This is a genomic window from Blautia sp. CAG:257, from assembly GCF_000433815.1.
In the GTDB taxonomy this organism is placed as follows: domain Bacteria; phylum Bacillota; class Clostridia; order Lachnospirales; family Lachnospiraceae; genus Blautia_A; species Blautia_A caecimuris.
On sequence record NZ_HF999112.1, the window covers coordinates 33124 to 52327 of the forward strand.

Annotated in this window: 17 protein-coding genes; all 17 read left to right on the forward strand. The window is 44.2% G+C overall.

The genetic code is table 11. The annotated features are described in order from the left end of the window. Window positions 1-23 precede the first annotated feature (23 nt). The 17 genes from QVP40_RS12420 (at window position 24) to fba (ending at window position 19121) form a co-directional block, all read left to right on the forward strand. Entirely contained in the window at window positions 24-1025 is a 1002-nt protein-coding gene (locus tag QVP40_RS12420; protein ID WP_022068709.1) for a substrate-binding domain-containing protein, read from the forward strand. Between the two features lie 357 nt (window positions 1026-1382). Beyond that, a complete protein-coding gene (locus QVP40_RS12425) occupies window positions 1383-2783 on the forward strand; it encodes an L-fucose/L-arabinose isomerase family protein (protein ID WP_022068710.1) in 1401 nt (466 codons plus the stop codon). 26 nt (window positions 2784-2809) lie between these two features. After that, entirely contained in the window at window positions 2810-3640 is an 831-nt protein-coding gene (locus QVP40_RS12430; protein ID WP_138271168.1) for a transketolase, read from the forward strand. Beyond that, entirely contained in the window at window positions 3637-4569 is a 933-nt protein-coding gene (locus QVP40_RS12435) for a transketolase family protein (RefSeq protein WP_022068712.1), read from the forward strand. The genes QVP40_RS12430 and QVP40_RS12435 overlap by 4 nt, the downstream gene beginning before the upstream one ends. Before the next feature lies 1 nt (window position 4570). After that, entirely contained in the window at window positions 4571-6046 is a 1476-nt protein-coding gene (glpK, locus tag QVP40_RS12440) for a glycerol kinase GlpK (protein WP_022068713.1), read from the forward strand. Between the two features lie 401 nt (window positions 6047-6447). After that, window positions 6448-6750: an urease subunit gamma gene (gene ureA / locus QVP40_RS12445; RefSeq protein WP_022068714.1), complete on the forward strand. Its 303-nt coding sequence runs from the start codon at window positions 6448-6450 to the stop codon at window positions 6748-6750. A gap of 14 nt (window positions 6751-6764) precedes the next feature. Further along, window positions 6765-7124 (forward strand): urease subunit beta, encoded by a 360-nt coding sequence (ureB, locus tag QVP40_RS12450; RefSeq protein ID WP_022068715.1) that lies wholly within the window; start codon window positions 6765-6767, stop codon window positions 7122-7124. Between the two features lie 12 nt (window positions 7125-7136). Then, window positions 7137-8858 (forward strand): urease subunit beta, encoded by a 1722-nt coding sequence (gene ureB, locus QVP40_RS12455; RefSeq protein WP_022068716.1) that lies wholly within the window; start codon window positions 7137-7139, stop codon window positions 8856-8858. Between the two features lie 26 nt (window positions 8859-8884). Further along, window positions 8885-9391 carry an AmiS/UreI family transporter gene (locus tag QVP40_RS12460; protein ID WP_022068717.1) on the forward strand — a complete coding sequence of 169 codons (507 nt, stop codon included), beginning with the start codon at window positions 8885-8887 and terminating at the stop codon, window positions 9389-9391. A gap of 47 nt (window positions 9392-9438) precedes the next feature. Continuing rightward, window positions 9439-9915, forward strand: coding sequence for an urease accessory protein UreE (locus QVP40_RS12465; RefSeq protein WP_022068718.1), 477 nt, complete (start codon window positions 9439-9441; stop codon window positions 9913-9915). Between the two features lie 22 nt (window positions 9916-9937). Next, complete coding sequence (locus tag QVP40_RS12470) at window positions 9938-10630, forward strand: urease accessory protein UreF (protein ID WP_022068719.1); 693 nt, start codon at window positions 9938-9940, stop codon at window positions 10628-10630. Between the two features lie 79 nt (window positions 10631-10709). Further along, window positions 10710-11318: an urease accessory protein UreG gene (gene ureG / locus QVP40_RS12475; RefSeq protein ID WP_022068720.1), complete on the forward strand. Its 609-nt coding sequence runs from the start codon at window positions 10710-10712 to the stop codon at window positions 11316-11318. A 12-nt stretch (window positions 11319-11330) separates the two neighbouring features. After that, complete coding sequence (locus QVP40_RS12480; RefSeq protein ID WP_243873669.1) at window positions 11331-12182, forward strand: urease accessory protein UreD; 852 nt, start codon at window positions 11331-11333, stop codon at window positions 12180-12182. A 330-nt stretch (window positions 12183-12512) separates the two neighbouring features. Beyond that, window positions 12513-16058 carry a DUF5717 family protein gene (locus QVP40_RS12485; protein WP_022068722.1) on the forward strand — a complete coding sequence of 1182 codons (3546 nt, stop codon included), beginning with the start codon at window positions 12513-12515 and terminating at the stop codon, window positions 16056-16058. Continuing rightward, on the forward strand, window positions 16055-17308 hold the full coding sequence (locus QVP40_RS12490) for a DUF5716 family protein (RefSeq protein ID WP_022068723.1): 1254 nt from the start codon (window positions 16055-16057) through the stop codon (window positions 17306-17308). The genes QVP40_RS12485 and QVP40_RS12490 overlap by 4 nt, the downstream gene beginning before the upstream one ends. A 13-nt stretch (window positions 17309-17321) precedes the next feature. After that, window positions 17322-18104 carry a tetratricopeptide repeat protein gene (locus tag QVP40_RS12495; protein ID WP_022068724.1) on the forward strand — a complete coding sequence of 261 codons (783 nt, stop codon included), beginning with the start codon at window positions 17322-17324 and terminating at the stop codon, window positions 18102-18104. Between the two features lie 153 nt (window positions 18105-18257). Then, a complete protein-coding gene (fba, locus tag QVP40_RS12500) occupies window positions 18258-19121 on the forward strand; it encodes a class II fructose-1,6-bisphosphate aldolase (RefSeq protein WP_022068725.1) in 864 nt (287 codons plus the stop codon). Window positions 19122-19204: the final 83 nt, after the last annotated feature.

Genomic DNA, 19204 nt, shown 5'->3' on the forward strand with positions numbered 1-19204 from the left:
AATTACAAGAGGAAGGTGTCTGTATGAAGGTGAGTATTCGTGATCTGAGCAAAATGACCGGTTTTTCTCCGGCAACTATTTCAAATGCTCTGAACCACAAAAAAGGAGTCAATAAGGATACGGCAGAGGAAATATTCAGAATAGCCCGTGAGACGGGATATTTAAGCGCCAATGCTGTGACAAAGATCCGTCTGGTGATCTTTAAGAAAAACGGTCGGATCATTGAGGATACTCCGTTCTTTCAGAGCCTGATCGAGGGATTTGAGGAAGAGTGCAGAAGACTTGGATATGAAATGGTAGTTTCCAGGGCAGATCAGAGAAATCCGGAATATCTGAATCAGGTAAGAGAAATGTTAAGTGAGCAGGGCGCGGCGATTGTGGTTCTTGCTACAGAAATGATGGACGGCGATCTGGAACCGTACAGAAATGCGCCCTGTCCGCTGGTGATTCTGGACTACTGGACAGAGTCCATGGAGTTCAATGCGGTTCTTATCAATAACGCAGATGCTGCAAGGATGATGACAGAGCATCTTCTGGATAATGGTCATAAAGAGGTGGGATATCTCAGGGGCTCTTTCCGCATAAAAGGTTTCCGTTCCAGGTTTGTGGGCTTTCAGACTGCGTTAAAAAAGAGGAAGATCCCTTATAAAGAGGAATACACAGTAACTCTCGGAACTTCTCTGAACAGCGCTTATCAGGATATGCTGGCGTATCTGAAAACTTCCCCGAAGCTTCCTACAGCGTTTTTTGCGGATAATGATATGATTGCTCTGGGTGCCATGAAGGCTCTCAGGGAAATGGGATACCGGATACCGGACGATGTGTCTGTGGCGGGATTTGATGACCTGCCGTTCAGTGAGATTTCCACACCTGCTCTGACAACCCTTCGGGTTCCAAACAGAGAGATGGGGAAAATGGCTGTACGCCGCATTTCCGAGATGATAGAGGGGATAGGGACAGATGCAGTAATAAAAACTCAGGTATGTCCGAAAATCGTGTATCGTAATACAGTGAAAAAAATATAAAACAGATATAAAACAGATATAAAACAGATATAAATGGCTTCCCGGACGTCTGGACAAAAGATTCAGATGCCCGGGACTTTTTGTTTTTGGGAAAGTCTGTATTCCTGATGAACAAAACAGTAGCTTGTTTTGTTTATGTATGTTTATATAAATGTTTATATAACAATTGCCGAAAAATATGATTTAAACAGAAAAATATAGGCGATATCAACAAAAAATACGGTGATAAATTGTGCAAAATCCTGTTTTATAAACATAATCATAATATTTTATTGAAAAATAATATAAAATATTTATAATAATGTTTATAGAAAGTTCAAAGAACGTAAATGAGGATATATTGAAGGAGGAATCACAATGGATCATATTAAATTAGGATACGCGCCTACAAGAAGAAGTATTTTCAGCGCGCCGGATGCGGTTAAATATCGGGGACTTACTGCTGACCGTCTGAGAGAACTGGGCGTTGATTTTGTAGATATCACAGATATTAATGAGGAAGGTCTTCTCTATAATGATGAAGATATGAAAAAAATTGCTGAAAAGTTTAAGGCTGAAAAAATTGACGGACTGTTTCTTCCCCACTGTAATTTTGGTACAGAATATGAATGTGCCCGTCTGGCAAAGGAGCTGAATGTTCCGGTTCTTCTGTGGGGGCCTCTTGACGAGCGTCCGGATGAAAACGGAGTGCGGCTTCGTGATACACAGTGCGGACTTTTTGCTACTGGAAAGGTTCTGAGACGCTTCCGTATTCCGTTTACCTACATGACAAACTGCCGCCTGAATGATCCGGTATTTGAACGCGGGATCCGGGATTTTATGGCTGTATGCAATGTGGTAAAGAAATTCAAAAATATGAGGATTCTTCAGATTTCCACAAGACCTTTTGATTTCTGGACAACCATGTGCAATGAGGGAGAACTTCTGGAAAAATTCAATATCCAGCTTTCTCCGATTCCCATGCCCGAGCTTACAGATGAAGTGAAAAAAGTAAAAAAAGAGGGAACAGAGGTTGCAAAAGTAATTGACTACTGCCGCAGCAATATGATTGTTGAGATCAAGGATGAAGAACTGGAAAATGTAGCTGCTCTGAAGGTTGCCATGAAAAATCTGATCACAAAATACGGATGTCAGGCAGGGGCAATCCAGTGCTGGAACCAGCTGCAGAGTGAGCTTGGAATCATGCCCTGTGCCGCAAATGCCCTGCTGAATGAAGAAGGAATTCCGGTTGTATGTGAGACGGATATCCATGGAGCGATCACTGCTCTTATGGTAGAGGCTGCAGGAATGGGAGAAACAAGAAGCTTCTTTGCAGACTGGACCATCCGTCATCCGGATATTAAAAACGGTGAGCTGCTTCAGCACTGCGGACCGTGGCCGATCTCAGTTGCCGGAGAAACTCCGAAGATTACATATCCGCTGGCTTTTGACCATCCGGGTGCAATCACTGCAGAGGCAAAGCACGGAGACATTACTCTGGCGCGGTTTGACGGTGATAATGGAGAATATTCTCTGCTTCTCGGAAATGCAAAAGGTGTGGACGGTCCAAAAGGAATGGGAACCTATCTGTGGGTTGAGGTGGATAACATCAAACGTCTGGAAGCGAAGATCGTAGAGGGTCCATACATTCACCACTGTGTGGGCATCCACAAAGACGTTGTTCCGGTGCTGTATGAGGCATGTAAATATATTGGAATCAAACCGGATCTCTATGACCCTGTTGAAGAGGATGTAAAAGCATATCTTCGTGGCGAATGAAGAAACGGAAAGAGAGGATGAAAATGATGGAAAATCTGACTGCTTTGTCTTATGATCTTCGCAAGGATGTGATCAACATGATCCGTTCCGGAAAAGCCGGACATATTGGCGGAGATATGAGTGTGATTGACACGCTTGTAACACTTTATTTTAAACAGATGAATATCAGCCCTGAAAATATGGATGATCCTGACCGCGACCGTTTTGTAATGAGCAAAGGACATTCTGTGGAGGCTCTTTACGCTGTGCTTGCAGAGAAAGGCTTTTTCCCAATAGAGGAGGTTATTGATACCTTCAGCAAATTTGGCTCTAAATTTATCGGGCATCCCAATAATAAGCTTCCGGGAATAGAAATGAATTCGGGATCTCTGGGACATGGGCTTCCGGTATGTGTGGGAATGGCTCTTGCCGGAAAAATGAATCATCAGAATTACCGTGTTTATACAGTAATGGGCGACGGAGAGCTGGCAGAGGGCTCTGTGTGGGAAGGCGCAATGTCTGCAGCTCATTATAAGCTGGATAATCTCTGTGCAGTAGTTGACAGGAACCGCCTGCAGATTTCAGGAAATACTGAAGATGTGATGCATCATGATGATCTTCATGAAAGGTTCAGAAGCTTTGGCTGGCATGTAATTGACGTGAAAAACGGAAACAGCATTGAAGAACTGGATGCGGCCTTTGAGGAAGCGAAAACAGTAAAAGGAAAACCGACGGTACTGATCGCCAATACAGTAAAGGGCTGCGGCTCCTCTGTAATGGAGAACAAGGCATCCTGGCATCATCATGTGCCAGGTGATGAAGAGTATGAGCAGATCATGAAGGATCTGGAGGAGAGAAAGGAGGCTGCGCTGAAATGAGTAAGATCGCCAATAAACAGATGATTTGTGAGGTTTTGATGGATGCGGCAAAAACAGACAGGGATATTGTTGCTCTGTGCAGTGATTCCAGAGGCAGCGGTTCCTTTACTCCTTTTGCAGATACTTATCCGGAACAGTTTGTGGAAACAGGAATTGCAGAGCAGAATCTGGTAAGCATTGCTGCAGGACTGGCAAAGTGCGGCAAAAAAGCATATGCAGTTTCTCCGGCCTGCTTTCTTTCCACAAGAAGCTATGAGCAGGCAAAGGTGGACGTTGCTTATTCCAACACAAATGTGAAGCTGATCGGTATCAGCGGAGGCGTCAGCTACGGAGCGCTGGGAATGAGCCATCATTCTGCTCAGGATATTGCGGCTATGGCTGCGATTCCGAATATGCGGGTATATATTCCCAGCGACCATCTTCAGACAAGGGAGCTGGTAAAGGCTCTTCTGAAGGACGAAAAACCGGCTTATGTGCGTGTGGGGAGAAATGCAGTAGAGCCTGTTTATGAAGAAGAACATGTTCCTTTTGAAATGGATAAGGCAACGGTTGTATGCGAAGGAACTGATATTGCAATCATTGCATGCGGAGAAATGGTAAAGCCGTCAAAGGATGCGGCAGAACTTTTAAATGCTCAGGGAATCAGCGCTTCTGTAATTGACATGTACTGCGTAAAACCCCTGGATGCTGAAGCGGTTGTAAAGGCTGCAGAAAACGCAAAAGCAGTGCTGACAGTAGAAGAACACGCTCCCTATGGTGGGCTGGGATCCATGGTAAGTCAGATAGTAGGAAGCCGGTGCCCGAAAAAGGTGGTGAATCTTTCCCTTCCGGATGCTCCGGTGATCACGGGAACTTCAAAGGAAGTATTTGATTATTATGGCCTGAATGCAGAAGGAATTGCAGAAAAGGCAGCGGAGCTGGTGAAATAGTATGAACAGATATGTATTGGGAATTGACCAGAGTACACAGGGAACAAAAGGACTGCTGTTTGATGAAAACGGTGCTCTTATCTGCCGAAGTGATCTCCCTCACAGGCAGTATATTGATCAGCGGGGCTGGGTGGAGCATGACCCGGAGGAAATTTATGCAAATACAGTTCAGGTAGTAAAAAAACTTGTGGAAAAATCAGGAATTGACAAAAATGATATAAAAGTTCTTGGTATCAGCAATCAGCGGGAAACTGCCCTTGTGTGGGACAGGAATACCGGAAAGCCTGTATATAATGCAGTTGTGTGGCAGTGTGCCAGAGGCGCAAAGATCTGTGAAAGAATTGCAGAACAGGGACATGGAGAAATGATACGCTCCCATACCGGCCTGCAGCTTTCACCTTACTTTTCGGCCGCAAAGATCGCGTGGGTACTTGAAAATGTGGAAGGAGCTGCGGAAAAGGCTGAGAAAGGAGAACTCTGCTGCGGAACCATTGACAGCTGGCTTGTTTATAAGCTGACCGGAGGAAAAGAATTCCGTACAGATTATTCCAATGCTTCCAGAACTCAGCTGTTTCATATCGGAAGTCTTTCCTGGGATCAGGAGGTATGCAGCTTATTCGGTATTCCGGTATCCTGTCTTGCGGAAGTGACGGATTCAGACGGAGAATACGGATATACGGATTTTGAGGGATATTTTGAAAATCCCATTCCCATACGGGGAGTTCTGGGGGATTCTCACGGCGCTTTGTTCGGACAGGGATGTACAGATAAGGGAATGATCAAAACTACTTACGGCACAGGATCTTCTATTATGATGAACATTGGGCAGAAGCCTGTATACAGCGACCGGGTGGTAACTTCTCTGGCGTGGAAAATGAACGGCCAGGTAAATTATGTTCTGGAGGGAAACATCAATTATACAGGAGCTGTCATTACCTGGCTGAAGGATGAGCTGAAACTGATCTCTTCACCTTCAGAGACAGAGATACTGGCCAATAAAGCCAATCCAGGTGATCGTTCCTATCTGGTGCCTGCGTTCAGCGGCCTTGGGGCGCCCTACTGGGACAGTGAAGCATCCGGAATCCTGACAGGAATCACAAGGACGACCGGAAGAGCTGAGATCGTGAGAGCAGGTCTGGAATCCATTGCCTATCAGATTACAGATGTGGTAAATGCCATGAGCGAAGAATCCGGGATTAAGATTCAGGAGCTGCGGGTGGACGGCGGACCTACAAGAAACAAATATCTGATGCAGTTTCAGAGTGATATTGCAGATGTGACTGTTCAGGTGCCCTCAGCGGAAGAGCTTTCCGGAATCGGAGCCGCCTATGCGGCAGGGATTGCAGCAGGAATTTTTGACCGGGAAAAAGTATTCTCCCAGATGACCCGGACAAAATTTTCTCCGGAAATGGAGCCGGAAGTGCGAAATGAAAAATACCATGGCTGGAAAAAGGCCGTGAAACAGGTTCTGACATAATTTATCCATTATTCACGGAACAATATCTGAACTGATAACTGTACCATGAAACTGAAATTGAACCATGCAGTCATAACATCGATCAATCAACCCGTCAAAAGGGGATGTGAGTGGCTGGTAAAATAAGACAAATAATTTTTAACAAAATTGAGTATTGATTGTCGGGGTTCAATAGCGAATATAGAGAAAAATATAAAGAAGAACATAAAATATCTTGACCATTATATAGACTCAAGTTATAATCCTCTATATAAAATTTTTCGTGTGAAGAGCAGACAATGGGGTCTGGAAAATCCCATTGTCTGCTCTTTTTTCTTTTGTGTATTTTGAATTTTGGGGCATAAATATGCAGAAAACAGCGAAAAATATAATAATCTGTACAATTCGAGAGGAGGAATATTATGAGGCTGAATCAAAAAGAACAGGAAAAACTAATGCTTCATATGGCAGGAAACCTTGCCAAAGAGAGAAAGGAAAGAGGTCTTAAACTAAATTATGTAGAGGCGCTGGCGTATATTAGTTCTGAACTCTTAGAACTTGCAAGAGATGGAAAAACCGTAGTAGAGCTGATGCAGCTTGGCACGAAGATTCTTACAAAAGATGACGTAATGGACGGAGTCGTTGATATGATTGATGAAATCCAGGTAGAAGCGACATTTCCAGATGGAACCAAGCTTGTGACAGTACATAATCCAATTCAGTAAGGAGGAGATAAGGTATGAAAATTGGTGAAATTATGCCTGTGGATCGTGACATTATACTTAATAAAGGCAAAAAAACAGTGGCAGTAACAGTGGCAAACAAAGGCGACAGACCAGTTCAGGTAGGTTCTCATTTTCATTTTTTTGAGGTAAATAAATGCCTTTCCTTTGACAGGGAAAAATCTTATGGATATCATCTGGACATTCCGTCAGGAACCTCTGTAAGATTTGAGCCAGGTGAAGAAAAGGAGGTTCAGCTTACGGAGATGGGCGGCAGACAGAGAGTATTTGGCCTGAATGATCTTACCTGTGCGCGGGCAGCAGACGACACGAAGGCAGCATCCATGGAAAATGCAAAACGAAAAGGATTTCTATAGGGAGGGACAACGATGAGCACAAAAATTTCTGGAAGCAAATATGCGGCAATGTATGGTCCGACTACGGGAGATAAGGTACGTCTGGCAGATACAAACCTTGTGATAGAGGTTGAGAAAGATTATACAACTTATGGAGACGAAGTGAAATTTGGAGGAGGCAAGACCATTCGTGACGGCATGGGACAGTCTGTAAAAACCTGCAGTAAAGATGGGGATCTGGATCTGGTAATTACCAATGCATTAATCGTAGATTCTACAGGGATTGTCAAAGCGGATATAGGTATCAAGGACGGCAGGATCGCAGGAATAGGAAAAGCAGGAAATCCGGATACTATGGACGGCGTCACACCAGGGATGACGGTCGGAGCCTCTACAGAAGCGCTTGCAGGCGAAGGGATGATCTTAACTGCAGGTGGAATCGATACTCATATACATTTTATCAGCCCACAGCAGATAGACTGTGCGCTGTACAGCGGTGTCACTACAATGATCGGAGGCGGAACAGGCCCTGCAGATGGCACAAATGCGACTACCTGTACGCCTGGGCCATGGAATTTAAGAATGATGTTAAAGGCTGCTGAAGAATATCCAATGAACCTTGGTTTCCTTGGAAAGGGAAACTGTTCAGACGAGGCGCCCCTTATTGAGCAGGTAAAAGCCGGCGCCATGGGTCTGAAGATCCATGAGGACTGGGGGGCAACACCTGCAGTTATTGATCATTGCCTGAATGTAGCAGATGAATACGATGTACAGGTTGCCATTCATACAGATACATTGAATGAAGGCGGATGTGTAGAAGACACACTTGCAGCTATCGGCGGCAGAACCATCCATACATATCATACAGAAGGGGCCGGCGGAGGACATGCACCAGATATTATTCGTGCGGCGGCAGCTCCAAATGTACTGCCGTCTTCTACAAACCCGACGATGCCATATACAGTAAATACCCTGGACGAGCATCTGGATATGCTGATGGTCTGCCATCATCTGGATAAAAGAATCCCGGAAGACGTTGCATTTGCAGATTCCCGAATCCGCCCGGAGACAATTGCGGCAGAGGACGTTCTTCACGATATGGGGATATTCAGTATGATGAGTTCTGACTCCCAGGCTATGGGACGTGTAGGCGAGGTTATCACACGTACCTGGCAGACGGCAAGCAAGATGAAGGATGAGCGGGGGGCATTGCCGGAAGATTCAGGACACGGCAATGACAACTTCCGTGTAAAACGTTATATCTCCAAATATACCATCAATCCGGCTGTCACACATGGCATTTCACAATATGTAGGATCTGTGGAAGAAGGTAAACTTGCAGATCTTGTTCTCTGGAATCCTGCATTTTTTGGCGTAAAACCTGATATCATTATCAAGGGCGGTATGATCATTGCATCCAAAATGGGCGATGCAAATGCATCTATTCCGACCACGCAGCCAGTTTTTTATCAGCCAATGTTTGCTGCACACGGAAAAGCCAAAAACGAAACCTGCCTTACATTTGTATCTCAGGCAGCTGTGGATGAAAATGTAAAAGAGAAATATGGACTTGAGAAAACAGTAGTGCCTGTAAAAGGGTGCAGAAATATCAGTAAAAAAGATATGGTGCTTAATGACAGAACACCGGAGCTGACAGTGGATCCAGAGACATATAAGGTTACGGTTGACGGGGAAGAAATCACTTCCAGACCGGCAGAAAAACTTCCGCTGACACAGCTTTACAGTTTGTTTTAAGATGGGCAGGAGAGGAGAGCGTTATTATGTTAGGAGTTTGTCTTTTATTTGTAGGCATTGTATTAATCAATAATGGTATGTGTTCTTTATACAATGTAGATGGAAAATCCACAGCCATCATGAATATTTTTACAGGCGGCCTGTCCCTGCTTATCAACTTTGTTAATTTGGTACAGGGTAATTATTATGCAGCGGGAACGGGATTACTGTTCTGCTTTACCTACCTTTTTGTGGCTCTGGGGAAATTTCTGAAAGCAAGTCCGATTCCTTTTGCATGGTTTTCTACTTTTGTAGCAGTCAATGCGGTGATCTTTGGGACTATCGAGGGGGTTACAGGAAGCAGTGCGCTGGGTATCGCACCGGATCTGCGATGGGCAGCAATCTGGTATCTTTGGGCGATTCTCTGGGGAACTGCCTTTGTGGAGGACATCTGTGGAAAGAAGCTTGGAAAATTTGTTCCATATCTTCAGGTGTTTGAAGGCATTGTAACAGCATGGATTCCTGGAGTTATGATGCTTCTGCAGATCTGGTAAAAATAAACCGATAAGAAAGATTTATCGGATATTGGAGGTTGAAGATAATGCTGTGTGAACAGGTTTCAGGAAAGCTCCATGACTTTGATACTACAGGAAAAACATTAGAATTTGTAGATATTGAATGGCATGAAGCTTTCAAAAAAATACATAAGAAAACAACAGATAAAGGAACAGAAGTGGGAATTCGTATGGACGATTCTGTTCTCGCCCGAGGTCTGTATCAGGATGATGTGATTTATGCAGATGAGACAAAACTCGTAGTGATAAATACTCCGCCATGTGAAGTTATACGGGTATCTTTTGAACCAGGACACGAGAAAATGGCCGCAAAAGTCTGCTATGAGATTGGAAACAGACATGCGCCGCTTTTCTGGGGAGAAAATGCCACATTTATTACTGTCTATAACGAACCAATGCTTGCTATGCTTCAGAAAATTCATGGTGTTAAGGCAAAAAAAGAAATATTGAAGCTGGATTTTGATCAGAGGATTTCTGCAAGTATTCACAATCATCATCATTAAGGAAAGCGGATGGAGAATTTATATGTCAGAAAAACAGTTTTACCTTTTGCAGGTAAATGATGCATTGTTTCCTATTGGAGGATATTCCCATTCACAGGGATTAGAGACTTATATTCAGCGTGGAATTGTCCGCGATATAGATACAGCCAGAGAATATATCCTCCACAAAATCAAGTGGAATCTTGCATATACAGAACTTCTGTCAGCCAGACTTGCATATGAAGCCGCAGAGGGAAAAGATCTTCAGAAACTTCTGCATCTGGAAGAAATTCTGGAAGCATCAAGAATCCCAATGGAACAGAGGGAAGCAGCCAGAAAAATGGGTTCACGTTTTGCCAAAACTATTGAAAAGCTTGGATTGAATATCAATAAAAATGGGATTTTCAGGAAATATCTGGATGCGAGAAAAGGAAAAGCAGTGAACCACAGCTGCATCTACGGAGTCTTCTGTGCAGAGATGGAGATTGCATTGAACGAGGCAATGACTCATTATCTCTATGCCCAGACATCTGCAATTGTTACTAACTGCGTAAAAACGATTCCCCTTAGTCAGACATCCGGACAGCAGCTTTTGAGCGGATGCTACGTGGAATTTGATGATATTTTAACAGATGTCATGAACAGAAGGGAAGATGATTTATGCCTTTCCGCACCTGGATTTGATCTCAGAGGAATCCAGCATGAAAAGCTGTATTCCAGACTGTATATGTCATAGTTTAGTCATGTCAGAAAGCTCTGGGAGCAACAGATTAAAAAATGCTGTCAACAAGTAAATCAGAAAAGAGGAGATTAGTATGTCATATGTAAAAGTCGGAGTTGCCGGACCGGTAGGTTCGGGAAAAACAGCGCTTATTGAGGCTTTGTCAAGAAAGATGGCAGAGGACTACAGCATTGGAGTTATTACAAACGATATTTATACAAAAGAAGATGCCCAGTTTCTTGCAAAGAACAGTGTTCTTCCGGTAGAAAGGATCATTGGTGTGGAAACCGGAGGATGCCCGCATACAGCCATCCGTGAAGACGCTTCTATGAACCTGGAAGCGGTAGACGAACTGACAGAACGCTTCCCGGATATTGAACTTCTTTTCATTGAAAGCGGCGGGGATAATCTGTCTGCAACGTTCAGTCCGGAACTTGTAGATGCGACGATCTTCGTTATCGATGTGGCAGAAGGAGATAAAATCCCGCGTAAAGGCGGTCCTGGAATCACACGTTCTGACCTCCTTGTGATCAATAAAATCGATCTTGCGCCCTATGTGGGCGCAAACCTTGAAATAATGAGGAGGGATTCTGAAAAAATGCGCGGTGACAGACCATTTCTGTTTACTAACATCCGTGAAGGCGAAAATGTGGATAAAGTAGTAGAGTGGATCAGAAAAAATGTACTTTTAGAAGGAATGTAAAAGAATATGCATATGGATAATAAATTCGGAAAAATATCCCGTATCAGTGCCTGTGCAGCTTTAAAAGATGGAAAGACTATTCTGGAGGAGCTGTCTTTTACAGCTCCATATAAAATCATGATGCCTTTTGAGAGAGAGAACGGCGGCATCCAGATCATGCCTCTCTGTGCCTCCGCCGGAATCATGGCAGGTGATTCTCAGAATTTTTTTTACCATGTAAAAGAAGGGGCAGACCTGGAAGTACTGTCACAGTCCTTTGAAAAAATTCATAAAATGGACGAAGGAGCAGCATCCCGGACTATTGAAGTACAGGTGGATAAAAATGCCACACTGTATTATTATCCCCAGCCGGTTATTCCATTCGCACAGTCATCCTTTGACAGCAGAATGACGATTCATCTGGAAGACGAAACCTCCTGCCTGTTCCTGCTGGAAATTATTTCCTGTGGCCGAAAAGCACATAATGAATGTTTTCGGTACAGCAGATTTTCCTCAAAAGTCCTTCTGTACAGAAATGATAAACTGATTTACCGCGACAACACCTGCTACGAGCCTGACAGAATGCCGATGGAAGGGATAGGCATGTATGAGGGGTACACACATGTGGCGAATATCTTTTTGACTAAACTTAGAGATACGGCAGCCAATTTGCAGCTTCAGGAAAAAATCTGGCAGATTCTTGATGAAGCTTCAGAAACAGAGGGCGGCATCACACGGCTTACAACAGGAGATATGGCACTGAGGATATTTGGACAATGTGCTCAGAAACTGCAGCAGACAGCAGAGAAGATTAAAAAATTGTATGAGCATGAACAAAAACAGAATATGGGAGCAGCCGATTATGGCTCCGACAGTGGAATATAAATCCGGTCAATATCTGTATCACAAAAAACAATATGTGAATGTTTTTTGTGATACATTTTTTTGAATTTTTTGTGTTTACAGAAGTGCATTCTGATGGATTAAAGCTGAACTGCCTGCGAAAAGCGCTGGCGAAGCGGCTGGCATACCTGACCTTGTCCATTGAACAGCAATAGTGCAAAAAATGACAGGCGCAGGAGAGTTTGATACTTTCTTGCGCCTGTTCCCATAGTAGTGTATAATAGAAATCGAGTTGAAAAAGTAAAGCGAGTATTCATTTTACGCGAGATATAAAAACGCATCATAGATAAAAGGAAAAAAAGGTGAACCATATTGAAGAGAAAGATTGAACAATTACTGAGTGGAAAATTCAGATACGGGCAGCCGTCTCTTCTTTTTTCTCAGGAACGGCTGGAGATTTCCCTGGAGGCAGGCAAGACTGTCAGGGGAGAACTCTATCTTGGAACAGAGGAAAACGAAAAGATCCAGGGCTATGTGACGTCGTCCAGCCGCAGATTTGTTCCCGGAAGCCGCAGGTTTTCCGGTACAACAGTCTGCATAGCTTATGGAGTGGACGGAACAGGAATGAAGCCCGGAGATCAGTGCAGCGGATGGCTGTGTATTACCTCCAGTGCAGGAGAATACAAAATTCCTTTTGAAATCCATGCGGAAAAGGACAGTTTCAGAAATACACAGAAAGAAATAAAAAATATGGAAGCCTTCCGGGAAATCGCAAAAAAAGATTTCCGGGAGGCATATCGCCTTTTTAATGATAAATGTTTTCCGGAGATGATGGAAAAGGCAGACAACAGACAAAAAGCTCTTTATGCAGGGCTTTCGCATCAGCCTGTCACCTATCAGAATCTGGAAGAATTTTTTGTGGGCTTAAAGGAAAAGGAACCGGTATCTGTTTCCCTGAAAACAGTCAGAAATGAATTTTATGAGATAAGGGAATCAGTGCAGGAATCCTTTGATATACAAAAAAGCGGCTGGGGGCATCTGCGTCTGGACATAGAAACTCATGGCGATTTTCTGGAAGTGGAGCGCCGGGTGATCACCCAGGAGGAATTTATCGGAAGCACCTGCCGTATTGAATACGTGATCCATGCGGACAGGCTGAAAGACGGAAATCAGACGGGGCGGATTATTGTGAGAAGCCCCTATCAGAAGCTTGTTTATGAAATCATGGCATCCAGAGGACCAAGGGTCAGGGCAGATGTAAGGGCTGAAGAAAAAAAACACAGAGCGTCCATGGTAAAAGACTATCTGGAATACCGGGAAGGCAGAATGGACGTTAAGACCTGGATCGGAAGTACACGCTTTATTTTGAACCAGCTTCGTGCTTCCGGCTGTGATTATCCGGAATACCAGATGTATGAGGCATATATCTGTCATCTGGAAGGCCGGAATGAGGAGGCTGTGGAAATCCTTAAAAAATACCAGAACAAGGAATTTTCAGGGGAAGAGCTGGAGCTTGCCGGAGTTTATCTGTATCTCTGTACTCTTACGGGGCTTTATAGAGACAAGGCTCAGGCAGTGTGGCGGATCCAGAATCTCCATATGCAGAAAGCAGACAGTTTTCAGCTGTTATGGCTTCTCCTTCAGATGGACGGCGGCTATAAAAATCTTCCTTCAGAGGGAATCTTTATGATGGAAGAACAGTTTGAAAGAGGCTGTACAAGTCCTCTTCTGTATATGGAGGCGTGGAAGTGGATCAGCGAGGATATCACACTTTTTCACAGGCTCAGTCCCTTCTGGATCCAGGTATTCTGTTTTGCGGGAAAAAGAGGACTGCTTACAGAAGAGCTGGTTATGCGTATGGCTTATCTGTCCGGATATGAAAAGAATTTTTCCGGAAGTCTGTATCAGGCTCTTGTGGCAGGCTATGAAAAATTTCCTTCCGAGGATATTCTGGAAGCAGTGTGTAAATATGTAATGAAGGGCAATCCCCGTAAGCCGGAATATTTCCGCTGGTTTTCTCTGGCGGTCCAGCAGGGGCTGCGGCTTACAAGACTGTATGAATATTATGTGGAGACTATGGATATCTCCTATCAGAGAGAGTTGCCCAAGCCTCTTCTGATGTATTTTAACTACAATGACAATACCCTTGGCGACAGCCGGAAGGCCTTTGTCTATGCAAGTGTGATCACCTGCAAAGAGAAGGAGCCCCAGGTTTATGAAAGCTACCGGGATACTATGGAAAAATTTGCCCGGGCAAAAATTGCAGAAGGGCATATGGACGAAAACTATGCGGTTGTCTATCAGGAATTTCTGCTGGATCCACAGACCGGAGAAGAGGCGGAGCTGGCTGCCGGAAAGCTTTTTACCTACCGTCTTTACTGTGATGACAAAAAAATCCGCAGAGTGATCGTCTGCCATAGTCAGATGAAAGAGGAAGAGGTTTATCCATGCATACAGGGCGTGGCATATCCGAGGATTTATACAGATGATGCTGTGATTCTGTTTGAAGATGAAAATCAGAGACGGTATATGTCAACCGTACATTATAATCTGAAAAAGCTTACAGACGACAGTCAGGCTGCTGCGAAATTCCTGAAGCTGGGAGCATGGGATCCGGGAGTTCTTCTTCATTATTGTGAAAAGGAAAAAATGTGTGCAGAGAATCTGGAATATTTTCAGAAACTGTCAGAGTCCCCTGCATGTACAGATGAGTACAGAAAAAGCATAAGAAAACAGCTCCTTGACTATTATTCAGAACATATTCAGGGGGAAGATCTGGACAGGTATCTGCATGAAATGGATTACTGGGAATATGCAGAAGTAGACTGTGCAAAGCTTCTGGAAATACTGATTTCCAGAAGAATGTTCCGGCAGGCTATGGGGCTTGTGGAGGAATTTGGTTATGAAGGTCTGGAGCTTGGCAGTCTTCTCAAGCTTACAAGCCGGATGATATTGAAAGCAGATATGGCAGAGGATGATGAGCTGCTTTCTCTGGCGTCCGAAGTGTACCGACAGGGGAAATATGATGAGGTGATCCTTCATTATCTGATGCTTTACCGCTTCGGGCCGGTTGACGAGCTTCTTTCCATATGGAAAAGCGCAAAAGGCTTTGAGATGGACACCTATGATCTGGAAGAAAGAATCCTTTCTCTTTTGATGTTTACATCTGATTACCGCAAAGAGGGAGAAAGCGTTCTGGAATCTTATGTGAAACAGTCAGGCAAAGAGCGGATCACAGGGGCTTATCTTACTCAGGTGGCTTATGGGATTTTTGTAAAGGAATACCCTATGACGCGGTTTATCAGACAGCGTCTGGAATATGCATGGGAAAACCACTGGCCGGTGAACAGGATATGCAGACTTGCGCTTTTGATGGACATTTCAAAAGAAAAGCACATGAAAACCAGACACCGCAAAATAGCAGAGGAAATTCTGGAAGAATGTGCCAGAGATCAGCTGGTATTTGGATTTTTCAGGAGGCTGCCTGCGGAGCTTCTCGGCCTGTGGCAGTTAGATGACAAGACTTTTGTAGAATGTCATGCTCATCCGGAGGCGAAGGTAACTCTTCGCTACGCTCTGGATGCCGGACTTGGAGGGGAACGGGAGTATAAAAGCGAACCGTTAAAAGAAATGTATGAGGGTATTTTTACAAAAACATTTACACTGTTTTACGGGGAAACCCTGCATTATTACTTCCATATTGAAAGAAACGGAGAGGTAAGGGAAACTGTAGAGCGAACCGTTACCATGAAAAAGATAGAAGGAATTCCGGGCAGCAAATATCAGCTTCTGAATCAGCTTCTGTCTGCAAGAAGGCTTGGAAAAAAACATGAGGTTGAAAAAGGACTGAAGCGTTATCTGCGTCAGGAACAGTATGTGAAAGAAATGTTTGCCATAGAAAAGGAACAGGAAAAATGAATGAAACACGGGATTTGATCATTGGTATTGATTTTGGAAAAAAATATTCACAGATCTGTTACTATGACCGGAAGGCGGAGGAAGCGCGTTCCCTGCCTGTAAAGGTGGGAAGCAGTCTCTATGAAACTCCCACCTGTCTGTGCAGGAGGACGGACACAGATCAGGAAGAATACTGTATTGGCTTGGAAGCGGAATATTTTGCCAGAGAAAAAGGCGGATTTCTGCTGGAGGATCTTTATGCAGTGTCCATGAGCCGGGAAAAAGTTCATGTGGCCGGCGAGGATAGAGAACCCTGGGAGATTCTGGGGCTTTTTCTCAGAGGAATGCTGAAATTTCCGGGAGTCATGGAAGTGGAAAAAAATATAAAATCTCTGACCGTTACCATGGAGACCATGGATTCGATCCAGGTGGAGAATCTTCAGAAGGCAGCAGAATTTCTGGGACTTTCTGAGGACCAGTTCAGTCTTCTGGATTATGAAGAGAGCTTTTATTATTATGTGCTTACCCAGAAGGTGGAAACCTGGAACAGAAGCGTGGGGTGGTACAGCTTCAGCAAGGATAAGGTTGTTTTTCGGAAGCTTGTTATGAGCTCGGGAACCAGACCTGTATTTGTAAGGCTGGAAAATCCTGTAGAAGCAAAGCTGAGACAGCCTGCGCAGGAAAGAGATGAGGATTTTTATAAATTTGTAAAGGAAACTCTTGGCACGGATCTTTATTCCAGTATTCAGATCAATGGCGAGGGATTTGACCAGGAGTGGGCTGTGAAATCTGTTAAGCTGCTTTGCTATCAGAAACGAAAGGTGTTTTTTGGAAACAATCTTTTTGCGGCAGGAGCCTGCGGCGCAGGCGCGGAAAAGCTGATTAATAAAAGACTGAAAGGCTATCGGTATCTGGGAAGCTCCCTTGTGCTCAAAGACGTGGGGATGGAGATGAGGGTTATGGGGGCGCCTGCCTATTATCCTCTTCTGGAGGCAGGAAATAACTGGTATGAAAGCAGAGCCTGCTGCCAGCTGATCCTGGACAATACAGAAGAACTTGTTTTTGTGGTGGGAACCATGGGAGAAACAGAAAAAAAGAGAATGGGAATGCTTTTGACGGGGCTTCCCAAGCGCCCCAATAAAACGACCAGACTTTTATTAAAACTTCAGTATATATCCAGAAAAGAGTGCAGGATCACAGTAAAGGATCTTGGTTTTGGAGAAATGTTCCCTTCCAGCGGAAAAAAATGGGAAGAAATCGTACAGTGGTAAAGGAGGAGAGTCATTGAGCGGATACATTTTATGTCAGACAAAAACTGCGGATTCTCCGTATTTTATTGAGAATATCAGCACAAATATCTACACTCTGGAAGAACTGTGTTACTATCTTTTTCACAATCTTTATCTGATTGATGATACTGTGATGAATGAAAGACTGTGTCTCTGGCTTCAGGATGAACTGAATCTTCCGGGGCTTGCCGCCAGGCTGAGAGCGAATCTTGGAAAATTTTCCAGTCTGGAGGATGTTCTTTATCCTGTTTTTAAGGAGATCAATTATCTGACCTATGAGGAGCTGAAGGTTCTGAATGCCAGGATACAGAAGCTTGACAGAGAATCCCGCCAGGTCAGAGAAAAACAAAAAGGCGACGCTCTGATGGAAAACGGTATGTACGTTCATGCCATTCAGGTTTATCAGAAGCTTCTTGAGGAAAATGATCTGGAAGAATATGGACAGGGGCTTACTGCAAAAGTATGCCACAATCTGGGCTGTGCTTTCAGCTACCTTTTCCAGATGGAAAAGGCCTTGGAGTATTTCAGAAAGGAATGGGAATCGGGCGGCGAAAGACAGGCTCTGAAAACCTGCCTTCTGGCGCTGCACAGTGTGCGGACAGAGGAAGAGTATAAAGCTCAGGCCAGGGAACTGGGAGCAGACGATGAGCTTATGAGCGAGGTGGCAGAAGTTCTCAGGATTTTTGCGGCAAAACCGGGGATCACAGTGGAAAAAGAAAAAACAGATGCTCTTCTGGAAAAGCTTACTGGAGAATATCACAGAGGAACCGGGTCATAACTGTTTTCAGGCGCCGGGAACGGAGCGGGCAGTAACGCCGGGGCGTGAATATTTGAACAAAACAGTAGACGAAATGAAATGAATCTGGTAAACTAAGATTATATTTCGGGAGAGACGAATGTCTGCTCCCGCAAAAGATTAGGAGGAATTATCATGTTAGTAAACGCGTCAGAAATGCTGAAAAAAGCTAAAGAAGGCCATTATGCAGTAGGACAGTTCAACATCAACAACCTTGAGTGGACAAAGGCAATCCTTTTAACAGCTCAGGAAAATAACTCTCCGGTTATTCTTGGTGTTTCCGAAGGTGCCGGAAAATATATGGCAGGCTATAAAACTGTTGTTGGTATGGTAAAAGGAATGATCGAAGAACTGAACATTACTGTTCCGGTTGCTCTTCACCTGGATCACGGCAGCTATGAAGGATGTCTGAAATGTGTAGAGGCAGGATTTACTTCCATTATGTTTGACGGTTCTCATTATCCGATCGAAGAGAACGTTGAAAAAACAAAAGAGCTTGTTAAAATCGTTGCTGAGCACGGAATGTCTCTTGAGGCAGAAGTTGGCTCTATCGGCGGCGAGGAAGACGGCGTTGTAGGTATGGGCGAGTGCGCAGACCCGAAAGAATGTAAGATGGTTGCAGATCTGGGAATCGATTTCCTGGCAGCAGGTATCGGAAACATTCACGGAAAATATCCGGAAAACTGGGCTGGATTAAGCTTTGAGACTCTGGATGCAATTCAGCAGCTTACAGGAGACATGCCTCTGGTTCTTCACGGCGGCACAGGAATCCCGGCTGATATGATCAAAAAAGCTATTGACCTTGGCGTATCCAAGATCAACGTAAATACAGAGTGCCAGATTTCTTTCGCAGAAGCTACACGTAAATACATCGAAGAAGGCAAAGATCAGCAGGGCAAAGGATTTGACCCTCGTAAACTTCTTGCTCCGGGATTTGAAGCAATCAAGGCAACTGTAAAAGAAAAAATGGAACTGTTCGGTTCTATTGACAAAGCCTGAATAAAATCATATAAAAAATAAATAGAAAGAGCTGCGGTATTGAACTGGTTCAGAGAAGTGCTGTTCCTGTCAGGTACGGCAGG